At 75.3% G+C, this 16,670-nt stretch carries 16 protein-coding genes and 1 pseudogene; 4 read left to right on the top strand and 13 right to left on the bottom strand.

Annotated features, from left to right (window positions below; all coding sequences use genetic code 11):
* Window positions 1-32: 32 nt before the first annotated feature.
* The 6 genes and pseudogenes from BLR12_RS22470 to rimP all read right to left on the bottom strand — a co-directional run bounded on the left by BLR12_RS22470 (window position 33) and on the right by rimP (window position 5,638).
* A complete protein-coding gene (locus tag BLR12_RS22470; RefSeq protein WP_091382638.1) occupies window positions 33-326 on the bottom strand; it encodes a DUF503 domain-containing protein in 294 nt (97 codons plus the stop codon).
* A 91-nt stretch (window positions 327-417) separates the two neighbouring features.
* Window positions 418-2,253: a translation initiation factor IF-2 gene (infB, locus tag BLR12_RS25420; protein ID WP_255363713.1), complete on the bottom strand. Its 1,836-nt coding sequence runs from the start codon at window positions 2,251-2,253 to the stop codon at window positions 418-420.
* Window positions 2,254-3,279: 1,026 nt separating this feature from the next.
* A pseudogene (locus BLR12_RS25415) lies at window positions 3,280-3,423 on the bottom strand (translation initiation factor IF-2 N-terminal domain-containing protein); the annotation flags it as partial.
* Between the two features lie 69 nt (window positions 3,424-3,492).
* Entirely contained in the window at window positions 3,493-3,879 is a 387-nt protein-coding gene (locus BLR12_RS22460; RefSeq protein ID WP_218120791.1) for a YlxR family protein, read from the bottom strand.
* Between the two features lie 41 nt (window positions 3,880-3,920).
* A complete protein-coding gene (nusA, locus tag BLR12_RS22455) occupies window positions 3,921-5,066 on the bottom strand; it encodes a transcription termination factor NusA (RefSeq protein ID WP_255363710.1) in 1,146 nt (381 codons plus the stop codon).
* The gene (gene rimP / locus BLR12_RS22450) at window positions 5,063-5,638 is read right to left on the bottom strand and encodes a ribosome maturation factor RimP (RefSeq protein WP_091382633.1); all 576 of its coding nucleotides are present in this window, start codon (window positions 5,636-5,638) and stop codon (window positions 5,063-5,065) included. Before rimP ends, nusA begins: the two co-directional genes overlap by 4 nt.
* A gap of 218 nt (window positions 5,639-5,856) precedes the next feature.
* On the opposite strand from rimP, the gene BLR12_RS22445 reads away from it, so the two are divergent.
* Entirely contained in the window at window positions 5,857-6,339 is a 483-nt protein-coding gene (locus tag BLR12_RS22445) for a hypothetical protein (RefSeq protein ID WP_091382631.1), read from the top strand.
* Between the two features lie 15 nt (window positions 6,340-6,354).
* Entirely contained in the window at window positions 6,355-6,816 is a 462-nt protein-coding gene (locus tag BLR12_RS22440; protein WP_091382629.1) for a ferritin-like domain-containing protein, read from the top strand.
* A gap of 91 nt (window positions 6,817-6,907) precedes the next feature.
* On the opposite strand, the gene BLR12_RS22435 is transcribed toward BLR12_RS22440, so the two are convergent.
* The 5 genes from BLR12_RS22435 to dxr form a co-directional block, all read right to left on the bottom strand.
* Window positions 6,908-8,815, bottom strand: a complete 1,908-nt coding sequence (locus tag BLR12_RS22435) for a penicillin-binding transpeptidase domain-containing protein (RefSeq protein WP_255363709.1) — start codon at window positions 8,813-8,815, stop codon at window positions 6,908-6,910.
* 50 nt (window positions 8,816-8,865) lie between these two features.
* Entirely contained in the window at window positions 8,866-9,717 is an 852-nt protein-coding gene (locus BLR12_RS22430) for a GNAT family N-acetyltransferase (protein WP_091382627.1), read from the bottom strand.
* A gap of 8 nt (window positions 9,718-9,725) precedes the next feature.
* Complete coding sequence (gene ispG / locus BLR12_RS22425) at window positions 9,726-10,877, bottom strand: flavodoxin-dependent (E)-4-hydroxy-3-methylbut-2-enyl-diphosphate synthase (RefSeq protein ID WP_369803488.1); 1,152 nt, start codon at window positions 10,875-10,877, stop codon at window positions 9,726-9,728.
* Between the two features lie 89 nt (window positions 10,878-10,966).
* A complete protein-coding gene (locus tag BLR12_RS22420) occupies window positions 10,967-12,361 on the bottom strand; it encodes a M50 family metallopeptidase (protein ID WP_255363708.1) in 1,395 nt (464 codons plus the stop codon).
* Entirely contained in the window at window positions 12,342-13,586 is a 1,245-nt protein-coding gene (gene dxr / locus BLR12_RS22415) for a 1-deoxy-D-xylulose-5-phosphate reductoisomerase (RefSeq protein WP_255363707.1), read from the bottom strand. Before dxr ends, BLR12_RS22420 begins: the two co-directional genes overlap by 20 nt.
* Window positions 13,587-13,659: 73 nt before the next feature.
* Here dxr and BLR12_RS22410 point away from each other — a divergent pair, with 73 nt between their 5' ends.
* Window positions 13,660-13,980 (top strand): DUF2631 domain-containing protein, encoded by a 321-nt coding sequence (locus BLR12_RS22410; RefSeq protein ID WP_091382621.1) that lies wholly within the window; start codon window positions 13,660-13,662, stop codon window positions 13,978-13,980.
* A gap of 43 nt (window positions 13,981-14,023) precedes the next feature.
* Here the strand turns inward: BLR12_RS22410 and BLR12_RS22405 are convergent, their stop codons facing one another.
* Together BLR12_RS22405 and rlmN are read right to left on the bottom strand one after the other, a co-directional pair.
* Entirely contained in the window at window positions 14,024-14,740 is a 717-nt protein-coding gene (locus tag BLR12_RS22405) for a VIT1/CCC1 transporter family protein (RefSeq protein WP_091382619.1), read from the bottom strand.
* A complete protein-coding gene (rlmN, locus tag BLR12_RS22400) occupies window positions 14,737-15,912 on the bottom strand; it encodes a dual-specificity RNA methyltransferase RlmN (protein ID WP_091382618.1) in 1,176 nt (391 codons plus the stop codon). Before rlmN ends, BLR12_RS22405 begins: the two co-directional genes overlap by 4 nt.
* A gap of 33 nt (window positions 15,913-15,945) precedes the next feature.
* On the opposite strand from rlmN, the gene BLR12_RS22395 reads away from it, so the two are divergent.
* Window positions 15,946-16,623, top strand: coding sequence for a TrmH family RNA methyltransferase (locus tag BLR12_RS22395; protein ID WP_091382693.1), 678 nt, complete (start codon window positions 15,946-15,948; stop codon window positions 16,621-16,623).
* Window positions 16,624-16,670 lie beyond the last annotated feature (47 nt).

The raw sequence follows: 16,670 nt of genomic DNA, 5'->3' as shown, positions 1-16,670 counted from the left end.
TCCTTCTACGGACGGTGGGGGCGACGGGGTCCTCAGTCGGTGTCGCTGAAGAGCTGCCGGTGGGTCGAGAGCAGCGTCACCTCGGGGCGCTCGGCCAGCAACCGCTCGCAGGCGTCGAGGACGTCGGCCACCTGAGCGGCGTCCCCGGCCACCGTGGCCACCCCGACCTGCACGCGGCGGTGCAGGTCCTGGTCGCCGACCTCGGCGGCGGCCACCGCGAAGCGGCGCCGCAGCTCGGCCACGATCGGCCGGACCACGGCGCGCTTGCCCTTGAGTGAGCGGACGTCGCCCAGCAGCAGGTCGGCGGTGAGCGTGCCGGTGAACAGAAGGACCCCTTCTCCTCGCTGCTCGCAGGCTCGCAGCGGGCCCCGGGAGGGGCCCGCTGCCGTGCTGCCGGGCGACGTCCGTTGCGCTCCGTTACGCGCGCGGGATCTCGCGCATCTCGAAGGTCTGGATCACGTCGTCGATCTTGATGTCGTTGAACGACCCCAGACCGATACCGCACTCGTAGCCCTCGCGGACCTCGGTCGCGTCGTCCTTGAACCGGCGGAGGGACTCCACCGTCAGGTTGTCGGCGACCACGGCACCGTCGCGGAGAAGGCGTGCCTTCGAGTTCCGGACGATCGTCCCGCTGCGGACCAGCGAACCGGCGACGTTCCCGATCTTCGGCACCCGGAAGACCTCACGGACCTCCGCCGTGCCGAGCTGGACCTCTTCGTACTCGGGCTTGAGCATGCCCTTGAGAGCGGCCTCGATCTCGTCGATGGCCTGGTAGATGACCGTGTAGTACCGGACGTCCACCCCCTCGCGGTTGGCCAGCTCCGTGGCCTGACCCTCGGCCCGGACGTTGAAGCCCAGGACGATGACGTCGTCGGCCAGCGCCAGGTCGATGTCGCTCTTGGTGATGCCACCGACGCCGCGGTGGATGACCCGCAGCGAGATGTCGTCGCTCACCTCGATCTTCATCAGCGCCTCTTCGAGCGCCTCGACGGTGCCCGAGTTGTCGCCCTTGATGATCAGGTTGAGCTGGCGGTTCTCCTTGAGCGCGGCGTCGAGGTCCTCGAGGCTGATCCGCTTGCGCATGGAGGCGTTCTGCGCGTTGCGGATGCGGGCCTGGCGGCGGTCGGCGATCTGCCGTGCCACCCGGTCCTCCTCGACGACCAGGAAGGTGTCGCCGGCACGCGGGACGGAGGTCAGGCCGACGACCTGGACCGGCCGCGACGGCAGGGCTTCCTTGAGCTTGTTGCCGTGCTCGTCGAGCAGCGACCGGACGCGGCCGTAGGCGTCGCCGGCCACGATCGAGTCGCCCTGGCGCAGCGTGCCGCGCTGGACGAGCACCGTGGCGACGGGGCCCCGGCCCTTGTCCAGCTTGCCCTCGATGACGACACCCTGCGGGTCCTGCTCGGTGTTCGCGCGCAGGTCCAGCGAGGCGTCGGCGGTCAGCAGGATCGCGGTCAGCAGCTCGTCGAGCCCCTGGCGCGTGGTCGCGGAGACGTCGACGAACATCGTGTCGCCGCCGTACTCCTCGGCCACCAGCCCGTACTCGGTGAGCTGCTGACGGATCTTGGCGGGGTTGGCACCCTCCTTGTCGATCTTGTTGACCGCGACCACGATCGGCACCTCGGCGGCCTGGGCGTGGTTGAGCGCCTCGACCGTCTGGGGCATGACGCCGTCGTCGGCCGCCACGACCAGCACGACGATGTCGGTGACCTTCGCGCCACGGGCACGCATCGCGGTGAACGACTCGTGACCCGGGGTGTCGATGAAGGTGACCGGACGCTCGTTGTGCTCCAGCTCGGTGACGATCTGGTAGGCGCCGATGTGCTGGGTGATGCCGCCGGCTTCGCGCGACACGACGTTCGTGTGCCGCAGCGCGTCCAGCAGCTTCGTCTTCCCGTGGTCGACGTGACCCATGACGGTCACCACCGGCGGACGGGACGACCAGTCCTCCTCGTCACCCTCCTCGTCACCGAAGGTGAGATCGAAGGTCTCGAGGAGCTCGCGGTCCTCGTCCTCGGGGCTGACGACCTGGATGTCCCAGTCGATCTCGGCACCGAGCAGCTGCAGCGTCTCGTCGTTGACCGACTGCGTCGCGGTGACCATCTCGCCCAGGTGGAACAGGGCGGTGACCAGCGCGGCCGGCTGGGCGCCGATCTTCTCGGCGAGGTCCGTCAGCGACGCACCGCGCGGCAGCCGGACGGTCTGCCCGTTGCCCCGCGGCAGGCTGACGCCGCCCATGCTGGGCGCCGCCATCGAGTCGAACTCCTGGCGCCGCTGCTTCTTGCTCTTGCGCCCGCGGACCGGGCCACGCCCGCCGGGACGACCGAAGGCACCCGCGGTGCCCGCACCGGAGCCACCGCGGCCACGGCCACGGCCACCGCCGCCACGGAAGCCACCACCGGCGGGAGCGCCACCGCCACCGCCACCGGGGCCACCGCCGCCGCCGGGACGGAAGCCACCGCCACCGCCGCCACCGCCGGGACCACCCGGACGGCCACGGCCACCGGCACCGCCGGGGCCACCCCCGGGACGGCCGGCCGGACGCGGCGGCATCATGCCGGGCGAGGGCCGCTGCGGCATCATGCCCGGGTTCGGTCGCGGGCCGCCGGGACCGGCCGCCGGACGCGGGCCACCGGCACCGGGACCCGGACGGGGACCGCCGGGACCGGCCGCCGGACGCGGGCCACCGGCACCAGGACCCGGACGGGGACCGCCGGGACCGGCCGGGCCGGGACGCGGGCCGGCAGCGGGGCCCGGGCGCGGCGCGCCACCGGCCGGAGCCGGACGCGGAGCGCTGCTGAAGGGGTTGTTGCCCGGACGCGGGGCCGGGCGGGGACCCGGTCGCGGACCGGCGCCGGGAGCCGCGGGACGCGGACCCGGGGTCGAGCCACCGGCCGAGCCGGGGCGGGCCGGACCACCGGGACGCGGGCCACTGGGCGCAGCCGGCGGCTGCTGGGTCGGCGCGCTGGCCGCGGGGGCCTGCGGAGCCGGCGCAGCCGGGGGCTGGGCGGCCGGAGCCTGGGGCGCCGGGGCCTGCGGAGCCGGGGCCGTCGGGCGCGGGCCGGGCAGCGGAGCACCTGGACGCGCGACCGCCGGACGCGGACCGGGGGTCGGGCCGCCGGGACCGCGCGTGTCCGGCGCCTGCGGCGCGGGAGCGGCGGGGGCCTGTGCGGCCGGGGCAGCGGGAGCCGCCGGGGCCGGGGCCGGGGCGGCGGGCGCGCTGGGGCGAGCCGCCCGGGCCGGCGCGGAGCCACCGCCGTTGGCGGCACCCAGAGCCTCCCGGAGCCGCCGGGCCACCGGGGCCTCGACGGTCGAGGAAGCGGACTTCACGAACTCGCCCTGCTCCTTGAGCTTGGCGAGCACGGTCTTGCTGTCGACACCGAACTCCTTGGCGAGTTCGTGTACGCGGGCTTTGCCTGGCACGGGTCTCCTCTTGTGAGGCCGGCGGCTCGCCCGCTCGACCTCGTCGTCAGTCCTGCATGGTCTGGCTTGTCATCGTGGGGACTTCACGGCTTGCTCATCCGACGACGTCCTGCTCTCGACGTGCGGACCCACCGGGTGCGGGTCCGTCTGTGCTGGTGCGGTTGTCGTTCGTGGGTGCTCGCCCGCCCGGGCGCCGCTCCCTCCGGGCGCCGCGGGCGGCGCGCCGAGGACGTGGTCCCGGAGCGGACCGACCTCCACCGGGGCGCCTCCGCCTCCGGGGAGACGCAGTGCCCGGGCGAAGGCCCGGCGTCGCTCCGCTGTGCGCAGGCACTCCGGCGTGGGGTGCAGGGAGGCACCCCGGCCGGGGAGCCTCCGTCGCGGATCGGGGACCAGTGCCCCGTCCCGCGCGACGACGCGCAGCAGGTCGGTGACCGGAGCGCGTTCCCGGCAGCCCACGCAGGTGCGCACCGGGATCGACGTTTCGGCCACCCTGAACTCTAGCGCGCTGAGGGCCCCGGGTGTTCCGGGCTCCGGCCACCGGGTACCCGGCCGGGTCGCCCGCCGGCCCCCGGACCGCCCGGACGGCCGCCGGGACCACCGGCCCGGACCGCCTGCACGCCCGACCGCAGCGGCGCACGCCCCACCCCTGGCGAGGGGGTGGCGTCGTCGGGCCGGGCGTCGCTGCGGATGTCGATGCGGCAGCCGGTGAGGCGGGCCGCCAGGCGGGCGTTCTGCCCCTCCTTGCCGATCGCGAGGGACAGCTGGAAGTCCGGCACGACCACCCGCACGGCCTTGGCCTGCCGGTCGACCAGCTGCGCGCTGTTCACCCGCGCCGGGCTCAGCGCCGAGGCCACGAACGTCGCCGGGTCGTCGGACCAGTCGACGATGTCGATCTTCTCGCCGTGCAGCTCGCTCATGACGTTGCGCACGCGCTGGCCCATCGGGCCGATGCAGGCGCCCTTGGCGTTGAGCCCGGGCACCGCGGTGCGGACGGCGATCTTGGAGCGGTGCCCGGCCTCGCGCGCGACCGCGACGATCTCCACGCTGCCGTCGGCGATCTCGGGGACCTCGAGGGCGAACAGCTTGCGGACCAGGTTCGGGTGGGTGCGCGAGACGGTGACCTGCGGGCCACGGAAGGTGCGGGCGACCGACACCACGTAGGCCTTCAGCCGGCTGCCGTGCGGGTAGGACTCCCCCGGCACCTGCTCGGCGGCGGGCAGCACGGCCTCCACCTTGCCGATGTCGACGAGGACCGTGCCGCTGGCGTTGCGTCGCTGGTCGGCCTGCACGATGCCGCTGACGATGTCGCCCTCCTTGCCCGCGTACTCGCCGAAGGTCTGCTCGTGCTCGGCGTCGCGCAGCCGCTGGACGATGACCTGCTTGGCGGTGCTCGCCGCGATCCGGCCGAAGTCGGAGGGGGTGTCGTCCCACTCGCGGACGACCTCGCCGTCGTCCCCCAGCTCCTGGGCGAGGACGGCGACCTCGCCGCTCTTGCGGTCCACGTGCACGCGCACGTGCTTGCTGGCGCCGTCGGCGTGCCGGTAGGCGGTCACCAGCGCGGTCTCGATGGCCTCGATGACCGTGTCGGCCGGGATGCCCTTCTCCCGCTCGACCGCCTTGAGGGCGGTCACGTCGATGTTCACTGTCCTCCTCCGTCGTCATCGTCGTCGTCCGCGGGATCCCGTGGCTCGCCCGGCTCGGAGCGGCCGAACTCGACCTGCACCCGGCCGGCGCCCAGCTCCGGCCACGGCACCTGCCGGTGGGTGGGCGGGCGCTTCTTCGCGCCGGGCTTGCCCTTGGCCTCCACCGCGAGGGTCACCCCGTCGCCGTCGACCTCCAGCACCCGGGCGGTCACCTGCTCGGCCGCGCCCGCGGGGCCGACGCCGACGGCGACCAGCCGCCCGGTGTTGCGCCGCCAGTGCCGGGGCTCGGTGAGCGGCCGGTCGACCCCGGGGCTGGTGACCTCCAGCACGTAGGGGGCGCTGCCGAACTCGCCGTCGCTCTGGTCGAGGGCCGCGGACACGGCACGGCTGACCTCCGCGACGTCGTCGAGGGTCACCCCGGCGTCCCGGTCGACGACCACGCGCACGATGCTGCGCCGGCCCGCCGGGGTCACGACGAGCTCCTCCAGGTCGTACCCGGCGGACTCGACGACCGGTGCGACCAGCCCGGCCAACCGGGTCGCGACGGGGTCGGTGCGGGGGGCGGCGGACACGGCTCCCTCCCTCTCCTGGCTCGGTCGGCGGCACGCGCACGGTGGTCCTGCGACCGGTGTCGCGGCCCACGCGGGGACGGCGGACACGCCGTCGGCCCGGTACCGGGCAGAGGGTCAGGTTACCGCCCCCACCGCCGGTCCGAGACCGGGCGCCGGGCAGGGACCCGCCCGCCGTGTGCTCCCGGCCCGGCACGCACCGGGCTGAGAGGATGGCGGCGATGCGCTCCACGCCCCCACCCGCCCCGGCGGCCTTCTCCCGACGTGCTCTGCTGGCGGCCTCGGCCGGGCTCGCGCTGCTCACCGCCGGCTGCACCGGGGACGCCCCGGACGCCCCCGCGGTCAGCACCGAGGAGACCGACCGGCTCGCCGAGCAGGTCGCCGTCCAGGAGTCGGTGGTCGCCGCCTACGCCGCGGCGACGACGGCCGACCCGGCCCTGACGCTGAGCGACCTCAGCGCGCAGGCCGCCGAGCAGCTCGACCGGCTGCGGGCCGCGGCGCCGTCCGCCGCCTCCTCCGCCGCGGCGTCGGGCTCGACGGCGCCGGCGGTCCCGACCGGGGACGTGCGCGCCTGGCTGCGCGGGCAGCTGTCCACCGCGGCCGCCGCCCACGCCCGCGCCTGCACCGCCTCGACCGGTGGGCGGGCGGCGCTGCTCGGGTCGGTCGCGGCGGGGCTGCGCGGGCACGAGGCGGCACTGGCGTGAGGGAGGGGTGCGGACGTGGCTGAGGACGGCGCTCCCGGCGAGGTCGCCGAGACCGCGGCGATGCGCGATGTGCTGTCCGCCGAGCACGTCGCGGTGTGGGGGTACGGCACGGTCGGCGCGGCGCTGCCACCGGAGGCCCGCGAGCCGGCCGTGGCCGCGGAGGTGGCCCACCGGGACGTCCGCGACCGGCTGGTGGCCCTGCTGGAGACGCGCGGCGCCGACCCGGTGCCCCGCGAGGCCGGCTACGCGCTGCCCTTCCCCGTCCTGTCAGCGGTGGACGCCGCGGCGCTGGCGGTCGTCCTCGAGGAGGGGGTGTCCGCGGCCTGGGTGCGGCTGCTCGACCAGGCAGCCGGCACCGCGGCCCGCGAGCTCGCGGTCACCGAGCTCGGCGCGGCCGAGGTGCGGGCCGTCGGGTGGCGCGCCGCCGCGGGTGCGATCCCGGTCACCAGCGCGTTCCCCGGGCTGCCGCAGGCCTGAGCGGGGGACGTCGGTCCCGGGTGGGCCCGTCCGCGCCGGAGGAGACTCCGCCAGCCGGTGCCACGCCCAGCACGGTTCTGGAGCGCGGCCGCTAGGCCGGCGGCAGGCCGCCGAGGAAGGCGTCGGTCACGTCCACGGCCACGCTGCTGGACTGCCCGGTCTCCACCAGGACGGCGAACGCGAGGTCGCCCTGCGGCCCGCCGAGCTGGTAGCCCATGAACCAGCCGTGGGCGTCGGGCGGGGTGTTGGGGCCGAACTCGGCGGTGCCGGTCTTGCCGGACACCTCGCCGCGGTCGGCCAGCGCGTTCGCCGTCCCGGAGAGCACGACCTCCCGCATCATGGGCCGCAGCGCCTCGAGCACCGCCGGGTCCGGTCCCGCGGGCACCGTCCCGGCCGGCTCGGCGCCGACGACCTCGACCGGCACCGCCGGGGTGCCGCTCGCGATGCCGGCGGCCACGAGCGCCAGCTGGACGGGGCTCATGAGCACCTGGCCCTGGCCGATCGCGTTGGCCGCCTTCGTCGTCCCGGTGCTGTCGGCCGGCACCTCGCCGCTGAAGACGTCGACCGGCAGCTGCCAGTCGGTGCCCACGCCGTAGGCGGCCGCGGCGGTGGCCAGCGCGTCGTCGGGCAGCTGCAGGCCCTGCTCCATGAAGGTGGTGTTGCAGGACCGGGCGAAGGCCTCGGTGAACGGCACGGTGCCCAGGTCGAACTGGTCGGCGTTCTCGAACTCGCGGCCGTCGACGACGACGGTGCCGGGGCAGGCCACCGGGGTCTGCGGGGTGAGCGCGCCGGTGCCGAGCAGGGCGGTGGCGGTGACCGTCTTGAAGCTCGAGCCGGGCGGGTACTGCCCGGTGAACGCGTTGCCCGCGGCGGCGGCCTCGTTCGAGGACACCGCGACGATCTCGCCCGTGCCCGGCCGGACGGCGACCAGGTGGGTGGGCAGCTGCTGGGTGGCCACCGCGGCGTCGGCGGCGGTCTGCACCGCGCGCACCAGCGGCGTCTGCACCGGCCGGCCGGGCACCGGCTCCACCGCGTCGACCTGCCGGCCGGCGTCGCCGGTGGCGGCGTCGGTGCTGACCACGCCCACCGTGAACCCTGGGGTGCCGGTGAGCCGCTCCTGGAAGGCGCGCTGCAGGCCGGACAGGCCCAGCTGGTCACCGGCCGCGTACACCGGGGCGCCGTCCTCGGCGGTCTCCTCGAGCACCTCGGCCGTCGCCGGGCCGACCCGGCCGAGCAGGGCCGAGGCGAAGCGGGGGCTGGGCGCCAGCAGCCGGGTGTCGGTGGGGAACACCGCGCCGGGCAGGTTGAAGACCTGGGCGCGGATCGCCTCGAAGTCGGGACGGCGCAGCGTGATGACCGGGACGAACTGGCCGGCCGGCGCGGCCTGGACGTCGGCGACGACGTCCTCGGCCGGGACCCCGGTGGCCTCGGCCAGCGCCGCGGCCAGCGCGGGCAGGTCGGTCACCTGACCGGGGTCGACGCCGACGTTGACGACCTCGGTGGGGGCGAACAGCGGCTGGCCGGTGGCGTCGGTGACCGCCGCCCGCTCGGGCAGCGACCGCTCCAGCAGCAGCCGCTGCCCCTCGGCCAGCTCCGGGTGGACGAGGGCGGGATCTGCGACGACGTCCCAGCCCTCCTCGGCCTCCTGCAACCGCAGCGTGGCCGGGTAGCTCCAGTCGGGCGCGGCGGCGAGGTCCCAGGTGGCGGTCCAGTCGACGGTGGCGGTGCCGTCCTCGACGGCGACCTCGCCGACCTCGGGGGTCAGCGTGGCCTCGGGCAGGTCGGTCGCGGCCTGCTCCAGCAGCGCGGTCGCCGCGTCGGGGTCGGTGGTGGCGCCGGCGGCGGCCGCGGTGTCGCCGGCCGCCCAGTCGGTCAGGAAGGCCTCGGCCGCGGACCGGACGTCGTCCTCCGCGTTGCCCGAGCAGGCGGCCAGCACCGGCACGGCGAGCAGCGCGAGCGTGGATGAGAGGACCGTCCCCCGGCGTGTGCGCACGGGCACCAGTGCTACCAGACGAGGACGTCGATCCCCGTCATCCCCCGCGAGAGCCCTCAGAAGAGGACGCTGGCGAACAGCCCGACCTCGGAGAACCCGACCCGGGCGTAGGCGGCGCGGGCCGGGCCGTTGAAGTCGTTGACGTACAGGCTGACCACCGGCGCGATCGCGGTGCGGGCGTACTCGACCACGGCCGCCATGCCTGCCGTGCCGATGCCGCGGCCGCGGTGGGCCGGGGCCACCCACACGCCCTGCACCTGGCAGACGCTGCGCGACACCGCGCCGATCTCGGCCTTGAAGAGCACCTCGCCGCCCTCGAACCAGGCCAGCGACTGCCCGGCGCGGACCAGGTCGGCCACCCGGGCGCGGTAGCCCGCGCCGCCGTCCACCCGCAGGGGGCTGACCCCGACCTCCTCGGTGAACATCGCCACCGCGGCCGGCATCAGCAGGTCGACCTCGGCGGGGCGCACCGGGCGGACCCGGGGCTCGGGGGCGACCGCCGGCGGGCCCTCGATGGCCAGCAGCGGCTGGCGGGGCCGGTGGTCGCGGGCCGGACCCCAGGCGGGCACCAGGAGCTCCCACAGCGGGTCGACCGCCGCGGCCGGGCCGACGATCGTCGAGCAGCGCCGGCCTGCGCGCAGCGCCCGGTCGGCGAAGGCCGACGCCGCGGCCCGCTCGGCCCCGGGCAGGGCGAACGGGATGAGGTTGGCGCCGGCCAGGCAGACCGCGTCGAGCGAGCCGCCGCTGCCCAGCCCCCACAGCGGCGCGCCGAGGGCCGCCGCGGCGGTGCCGGCGGCCTCCACCCGCCCCGCGACGACGCACGCGGCCACCGGGTCACTGGCGAGCAGGGCCCGGACGGCGGGCTCGTCGGTCTCGTCCAGGACCCGCGCGGTCGGCGTGCGCAGCACCGGACCGGTCAGCCGACGGTGACGACGGGCGGGCCGGAAGCGACGCCGCCGTCGGTGTGCTCGCCGGCCGGCATCTCCGCAGCGAGGCGCATCGCCTCCTCGATGAGGGTCTCGACGATCTGCGACTCGGGCACGGTCTTGACGACCTCGCCCTTCACGAAGATCTGCCCCTTGCCGTTGCCCGAGGCCACGCCGAGGTCGGCCTCTCGGGCCTCACCGGGGCCGTTCACGACGCAGCCCATGACGGCCACCCGGAGCGGGACCTCCATGCCCTCCAGGCCGGCGGTCACCTCGTCGGCCAGCGTGTAGACGTCGACCTGGGCGCGACCGCACGAGGGGCAGCTGACGATCTCCAGCCCGCGCTGGCGCAGGTTCAGCGACTCGAGGATCTGGTTGCCGACCTTGACCTCCTCGGCCGGCGGGGCGGACAGCGAGACGCGGATCGTGTCGCCGATGCCCTGGGAGAGCAGCGCGCCGAAGGCGACCGCGGACTTGATCGTGCCCTGGAACGCCGGGCCGGCCTCGGTGACGCCCAGGTGCAGCGGGTAGTCGCACTGCGCGGCGAGCAGCTCGTAGGCGCGCACCATGACCACCGGGTCGTTGTGCTTGACCGAGATCTTGATGTCGCGGAAGTCGTGCTCCTCGAACAGCGAGCACTCCCACAGCGCGGACTCGACCAGCGCCTCGGGGGTGGCCTTGCCGTACTTGGCCAGCAGCCGCTTGTCCAGCGACCCGGCGTTGACGCCGATCCGGATGGGGATGCCGGCGTCCTTGGCCGCCTTGGCGATCTCGCCGACCTTGTCGTCGAACTTCTTGATGTTGCCGGGGTTCACCCGGACGGCGGCACAGCCGGCGTCGATCGCGGCGAAGACGTACCGCGGCTGGAAGTGGATGTCGGCGATGACCGGGATCTGCGACTTCCTCGCGATGATCGGCAGCGCCTCGGCGTCGTCGGTGTCGGGGACGGCGACCCGCACGATCTGGCAGCCGGACGCGGTCAGCTCCGCGATCTGCTGCAGCGTCGCGTTGATGTCGGCGGTCTTGGTCGTCGTCATCGACTGGACGCTGACCGGGTGGTCGCTGCCGACCCCCACACCGCCGACGTCGAGCTGCCGCGTCTTGCGCCGGGGGGCGAGGACGGGCGGGGGCGCAGCGGGCATGCCGAGACCGACGGGGACTGCCATGTATCCCAGTATCGCCCGCTGCGCAGGTCGGTGCCGGTGGCGCGGGGTGTGACCCCCGTCCGGGGCTACTGCAGGGTGATCGGGTTGACGACGTCGGCGATCAGCAGCAGCCCGGACAGCAGCACGAACAACCCGGCGACGGCGTAGGCCACCGGCATCAGCCGGGCGATGTCGAAGGGGCCGGGGTCGGGCCGGCCGCGCAGCCGGGCGAGGACCGAGCGGGCCTTCTCGTAGAGCGCGCCGGCCACGTGCCCGCCGTCGAGCGGGTAGATCGGCAGCAGGTTGAACAGGAACAGCACCAGGTTGACGCTGGCCAGCAGCTGCAGGAAGAAGCTGACCTTCTGCGTGGTCGTGAAGTCCTCGATGGCGAAGACCTCGCCGGAGATGCGGCTGACGCCGACGACGCCGATCGGGCCGTTGGGGTCGCGCTCCTCCCCCAGGAACGCCGCGCGGAACAGCTGCGGGATGCGCTCGGGGATCTCCGCCAGCCGCTCGACGGCGTTGACCACGATGGTGCCGAAGTAGGCGGGCACGTCAGCGAGGTCCTGCCGGGCCAGCGCGCCGGACGGCGAGATCCCGAGGTAGCCGGCGGTCGTCGTCCCCTCGGTGGGGTCGGTGGGGTCGGCGTAGACGGTGTTGGGGATCGGCGTCACGGTCAGCTGCCGCCGCTCGCCGTCCCGCTCGACGGTGAGGTCCAGCGGCTGCCCGGGGCTGGTGCGGATCGCCTCCTGCACCGTCGTCCAGCTGTCGTACGCGGTCGGCTCCAGCGGCTGACCGCCGATGGCGAGGATCGTGTCGCCGGGGCGCAGCCCGGCGGCCGCGGCGGGGCTCTGCTGCGGCAGCGCGCAGCCCGCCGTCCCCGCCTCGCAGGTCTGCCCCTCGGGCGTGAGCGGCACCGAGCAGGCGTCGTCCTGCAGCGCGGTGACGGCGCCGGCGGGGAGCACGCACTCGGGGACGGCGCGCACCGTCGTGGACAGCACGCTTGTGCCGACGACGGTCAGCAGCACGGTGAACAGCAGGAGGGCCAGGACCAGGTTGTGGAACGGCCCGGCGAACATGACGATGACCCGCTGCCACCACGGCTTGGCCCAGAACACCCGGCCCTCGTCACCGGGGCGGACGTCGTCGAGCGCCGCGCCGCGCACCTCGGCGATGAACGAGCGCATGCGGGTGGCGCGCTTGCTCTCGTTCTCCTCGGCCGGCGGGATCATCCCGATGATGCGGATGTAGCCGCCGAGCGGGACGGCCTTGACGCCGTACTCGGTCTCCCCGCGGGTGCGGGAGAAGACCGTCGGGCCGAAGCCGACCATGAACTGCGGCACCCGCATGCCGAACTTCCGGGCCCAGAAGAAGTGGCCGTACTCGTGGAAGGCGATGGAGATCAGCAGGCCGGCCGCGAAGGCGACGATCCCGAGGACGGTCAGCAGCAACCCGCTCAGCTCAGCCTCCGGCGATGACACGTCCGGCGTGCTGCCGGGCCCACCCCTCCGCCGCCAGGACGTCCTCGACGCAGGTGGGGGCGCCGAGGTCCGGCGCGTCGTCGAGGGTACGCGCGACGAGGTCGACGATGCCCCGGAACGGCAGCCGACCCGCCAGGAAGGCCGCGACCGCCTCCTCGTTGGCGGCGTTGTAAACAGCCGGCGCGACGCCCCCCGCCTCGCCGGCGGACCGGGCCAGCCGCACGGCCGGGAACGCCTCGTGGTCCAGCGGGGCGAACTCCCAGGTGCTCGCCGTCGACCAGTCCAGGGCCGGCTGGACGTGCGGCAGCCGGTCGGGCCAGGCCAGGGCCAGCGCGATCGGCAGCCGCATGTCCGGGGGGCTGGCCTGGGCGATGGTCGCACCGTCGGCGAAGGTCACCATCGAGTGCACGATCGACTGCGGGTGGACGACGACGTCGATGTCGGTGAACGGGACGCCGAACAGCAGGTGCGCCTCGATGAGCTCCAGGCCCTTGTTGACCAGGGTCGCGGAGTTGATCGTCACGACCGGGCCCATCGCCCACGTCGGGTGGGCCAGCGCCTGCTCGACGGTGACGTCGGCCAGCTCGGCGGCGCTGCGGCCGCGGAACGGCCCGCCGCTGGCGGTGAGCACCAGCCGGGCCACCTCGCGCATGTGCCCGCCGCGCAGGCACTGGGCCAGTGCGGAGTGCTCGGAGTCCACCGGCACCAGCTGGCCCGGCGCCGCCGCGGCGGTGACCAGGTCCCCGCCGGCCACCAGCGACTCCTTGTTCGCCAGCGCGACGGTGCGGCCGGCCCGCAGCGCGGCCAGCGTGGGGCCCAGCCCGATCGAGCCGGTGATGCCGTTGAGGACGACGTCGGCCGGGCGGGCCGCCAGCTCCTCGGCCGCCCGCGGGCCGGCGAGGATCTCCGGCAGCGCGTACCCACCCCTCGACCAGCCGCGCTGGGACGCCGCGGCGTAGAACGCCAGCTGCAGGTCCTGCGCGGCGGTCGCCCTCGCCACCGCGACGGTGCGGACGCCGAGGGACAGCGCCTGCTCGGCCAGCCGGGCGACGTCCCCGCCCCCGGCGGCCAGGCCGGTGATCCGCAGCCGGTCGGGGTTCTGCTGGGCCACCGCGATCGCCTGACGGCCGATCGACCCGGTGGAGCCCAGCACCGTCACCTCGCGCGCGCCGTCCACCGCACCCCCCGTTCGCTCCCTGCGGTGCCCACGCGCCTGTCCGCTCACCGCAGCATCCTCTCCCGACGCGCCGTCCCGCCCTCGCCGGGTGCCGCCGATCGGGGGCTGGCAGGATGAGGGCGTGAGCGAGCAGACCCACCGCGCGAGCCTCCACGACCCCGCGTCCACGCGGGTGAACCAGCCCGGACGCGAGGAGGGCGTGGTCCGCGCCGACTCGCACCCCGTGCAGCACGAGCGGCCCGAGGAGTGGGGCTGGCACGGCGAGACCGGCCGGTGGGGCCGCGTCGGCGCGGTCGTCGCGATCCTGTTCATGCTCGCCTACCTCATCGGCAACCACGAGGGCCGCATCGAGGACCTCTGGGTCCTCGGCATCGCCGCCGTGATGATCCTGATCATGGTGCTCGACTGGCGACGCCGCCGGAACGCCTGGCGCGCCCGGTGAGGACCCCTCTCCCCCGCGGCCCCGTCGAGGACGGCGTCCTCGCTCAGGAGACGCTGACGCCGATCGCCAGCCCGACCGCGTAGGTGATGCCGGCCGCGACCGCGCCGAACAGCAGCTGGCGTCCGGCCGCGTACCACCAGGGCCGCGGGGTGAAGCGCGACGACACGGCACCGGCCGCGGCCAGGCCCACGGCGCCGCAGACGAGGGCGGCGGCGAGCACGGAGAAGCCGAGCAGGTAGGGCAGCAACGGGACCACCGCACCGGTGGCGAAGGTGAGGAACGAGGAGACCGCCGCCGTCCGGGGTGACGGCTTGTCGGCGGGGTTGAGCCCGAGCTCGGCGACGACGTGCAGCCGCAGCGCGGTGTCGGGGTCGCGGTGCAGCTGGACGGCGACCCGCTCGGCGAGGTCGGCGTCCACACCGCGCGAGCGCAGCAGCTGCACCAGCTCGGCGAGCTCGCCGCGCGGGTTGCGCTCGAGCTCGCGGCGCTCCTTCTCCACCTCGAGGTCGAGCTGCTCGTTCTGCGTGCGCACCGACGTGTACTCGCCCAGCGCCATGGAGATGGCGCCGGCCACCAGGCTGGCCACGCCGGAGAGCACGACCGTGCGGGACGACGCACCGCCACCGCCGAGCCCGGCGACCAGCGCGGTGTTGGTGACCAGCCCGTCCATGGCACCGAAGACGGCGGCCCGCAGCCACCCGCCGGAGACGTCGGCGTGGGTGTGCTCGTGCGCCTCGGCAGCCGGGGCCTCCGAGCTCACTGGTCCGCCTCGGCGCCCATCTCCACCGGCGGCTCCAGGGACGGCGCGGGGACCGCGACGCTGGGGACGCCGTCGACCCGGTCGGCCGCGGCCAGCTGCCCGCAGGCGCCGTCGATGTCCTGCCCGCGGGTGTCGCGGACCGTCGTCGGCACGCCGTGCGCCCGCAGCCGGGCGACGAACTCGCGCTGCGCCGGCAGCGGGCTGGCGTCCCACTCGCTGCCCGGCGTCGGGTTGAGCGGGATGAGGTTGACGTGCGCCCGCCGGCCGGCGAGCAGCCGGCCGAGCAGGTCGGCGCGCTCGGGCTGGTCGTTGACCTCGCGGATCAGCGCGTACTCCACGGAGTACCGGCGGCCGGTGCGCTCGGCGTAGGCGTCGGCCGCGGCCACCACCTCGTCGACCTTCCAGCGGGTGTTGATCGGCACGAGGGTGTCGCGCAGCTCGTCGTCCGGCGCGTGCAGGCTGACCGCGAGGGTGACGTGCAGCCCCTCCTCGGTGAGCCGCCGGATGGCCGGGACGACGCCCACGGTGGAGACGGTCACCGACCGCTGGGACAGCCCGAGGCCGTGCGGCGCCGGCGTCACCAGCGCGTCGAGGGTCTTGCGGACCCGGGCGTAGTTTGCCAGCGGCTCGCCCATGCCCATGAAGACGACGTTGGACAGCCGGCCCGGCCCGCCGGTGACCTCGCCGTTCGCCATCGCCGCCGCGGCCGCCACGGCCTGGCCGATGATCTCCGCGGCCGAGAGGTTGCGGGTCAGCCCGTTCTGGCCGGTGGCGCAGAAGGGGCAGGCCATGCCGCAGCCGGCCTGGCTCGAGATGCAGACGGTGGCCCGGTCGGGGTAGCGCATGAGCACGCTCTCGACCAGCGCGCCGTCGTGCAGCCGCCACAGCGTCTTGCGGGTGCGCCCGCCGTCGGCGCTGAGCGTGCGCACCGGCGTCAGCAGGTCCGGCAGCAGTGCGCCGGTGATCTCCTCGCGGACGGCGGCGGGCAGGTCGGTCATGTGCGCCGGGTCGGTGACACCCCGGTAGAAGTGCCGCGCGAGCTGGTCGGCGCGGAACGCCGGCTGGCCGAGCTCGGCGACCGCGGCACGGGCCTCCTCGCGGGTGAGGTCGGCCAGGTGGCGCGGCGGCTTGCCCCGGCGGGGGGCGTCGAAGACCAGGGGGAGGGCAGTCATGGCGCCCTCGATGGTCCCACTAGCGTGCGCCGGGTGACGGAGGCGGAGACCGAACTCACCCGGCTCGACACCGTCGGGGTCGGCCCGTGGCAGGGGCCGTGGCCCGAGGACCCCCGCTACGACCCCGAGCTGCTGGCCGCCGGCGACCGGCGCAACGTCGTCGACCGGTACCGCTACTGGACCGTCGAGGCGATCGTCGCCGACCTCGATCCCCGCCGGCACCCGTTCCACGTGGCCATCGAGAACTGGCGGCACGACCTCAACATCGGCACGGTCGTGCGCACCGCCAACGCCTTCCTCGCCGCCGAGGTGCACATCGTCGGACGGCGCCGCTGGAACCGGCGCGGCGCCATGGTCACCGACCGCTACCAGCACGTCCGCCACCACCCCGACGTCGGCTCGCTGGTCGCCTGGGCGCGGGAGGCGGGGCTCCCGCTGCTCGCCGTCGACAACCTGCCCGGCGCCCGCCCGCTGGAGACCGAGCCGCTCCCCCGCGCCTGCGTGCTGCTGTTCGGCCAGGAGGGCAGCGGGCTGTCCGACGAGGCCCGCGACGCGGCGGACGGCGTCCTGTCGATCGCCCAGTTCGGCTCCACCCGCTCGATCAACGCGGGCGTGGCCGCGGGCATCGCGATGCACACCTGGATCCGGCTCCATGCCTCGCCGCCCCACCGGGCGGCACCGCGGCCAGGAGCCGTCCCCGACTCGGGTTGAGCCGCTGCCCACGTCCCGGCGGGAGGCCTCCGGCCCCCGCACCGGGC

The organism is Geodermatophilus sp. DSM 45219 (assembly GCF_900104025.1).
GTDB lineage: Bacteria > Actinomycetota > Actinomycetes > Mycobacteriales > Geodermatophilaceae > Geodermatophilus.
This window is presented reverse-complemented; position numbering and strand designations above follow the sequence as displayed.

Excerpts from the sequence above, each read along its gene's own strand:
- infB (WP_255363713.1), bottom strand. The coding sequence starts at position 2,253 with ATGGCGGCGCCCAGCATGGGCGGCGTCAGCCTGCCGCGGGGCAACGGG.
- BLR12_RS22445 (WP_091382631.1), top strand. The coding sequence starts at position 5,857 with ATGCGCTCCACGCCCCCACCCGCCCCGGCGGCCTTCTCCCGACGTGCT.
- ispG (WP_369803488.1), bottom strand. The coding sequence starts at position 10,877 with ATGCCCGCTGCGCCCCCGCCCGTCCTCGCCCCCCGGCGCAAGACGCGG.
- rlmN (WP_091382618.1), bottom strand. The coding sequence starts at position 15,912 with ATGACTGCCCTCCCCCTGGTCTTCGACGCCCCCCGCCGGGGCAAGCCG.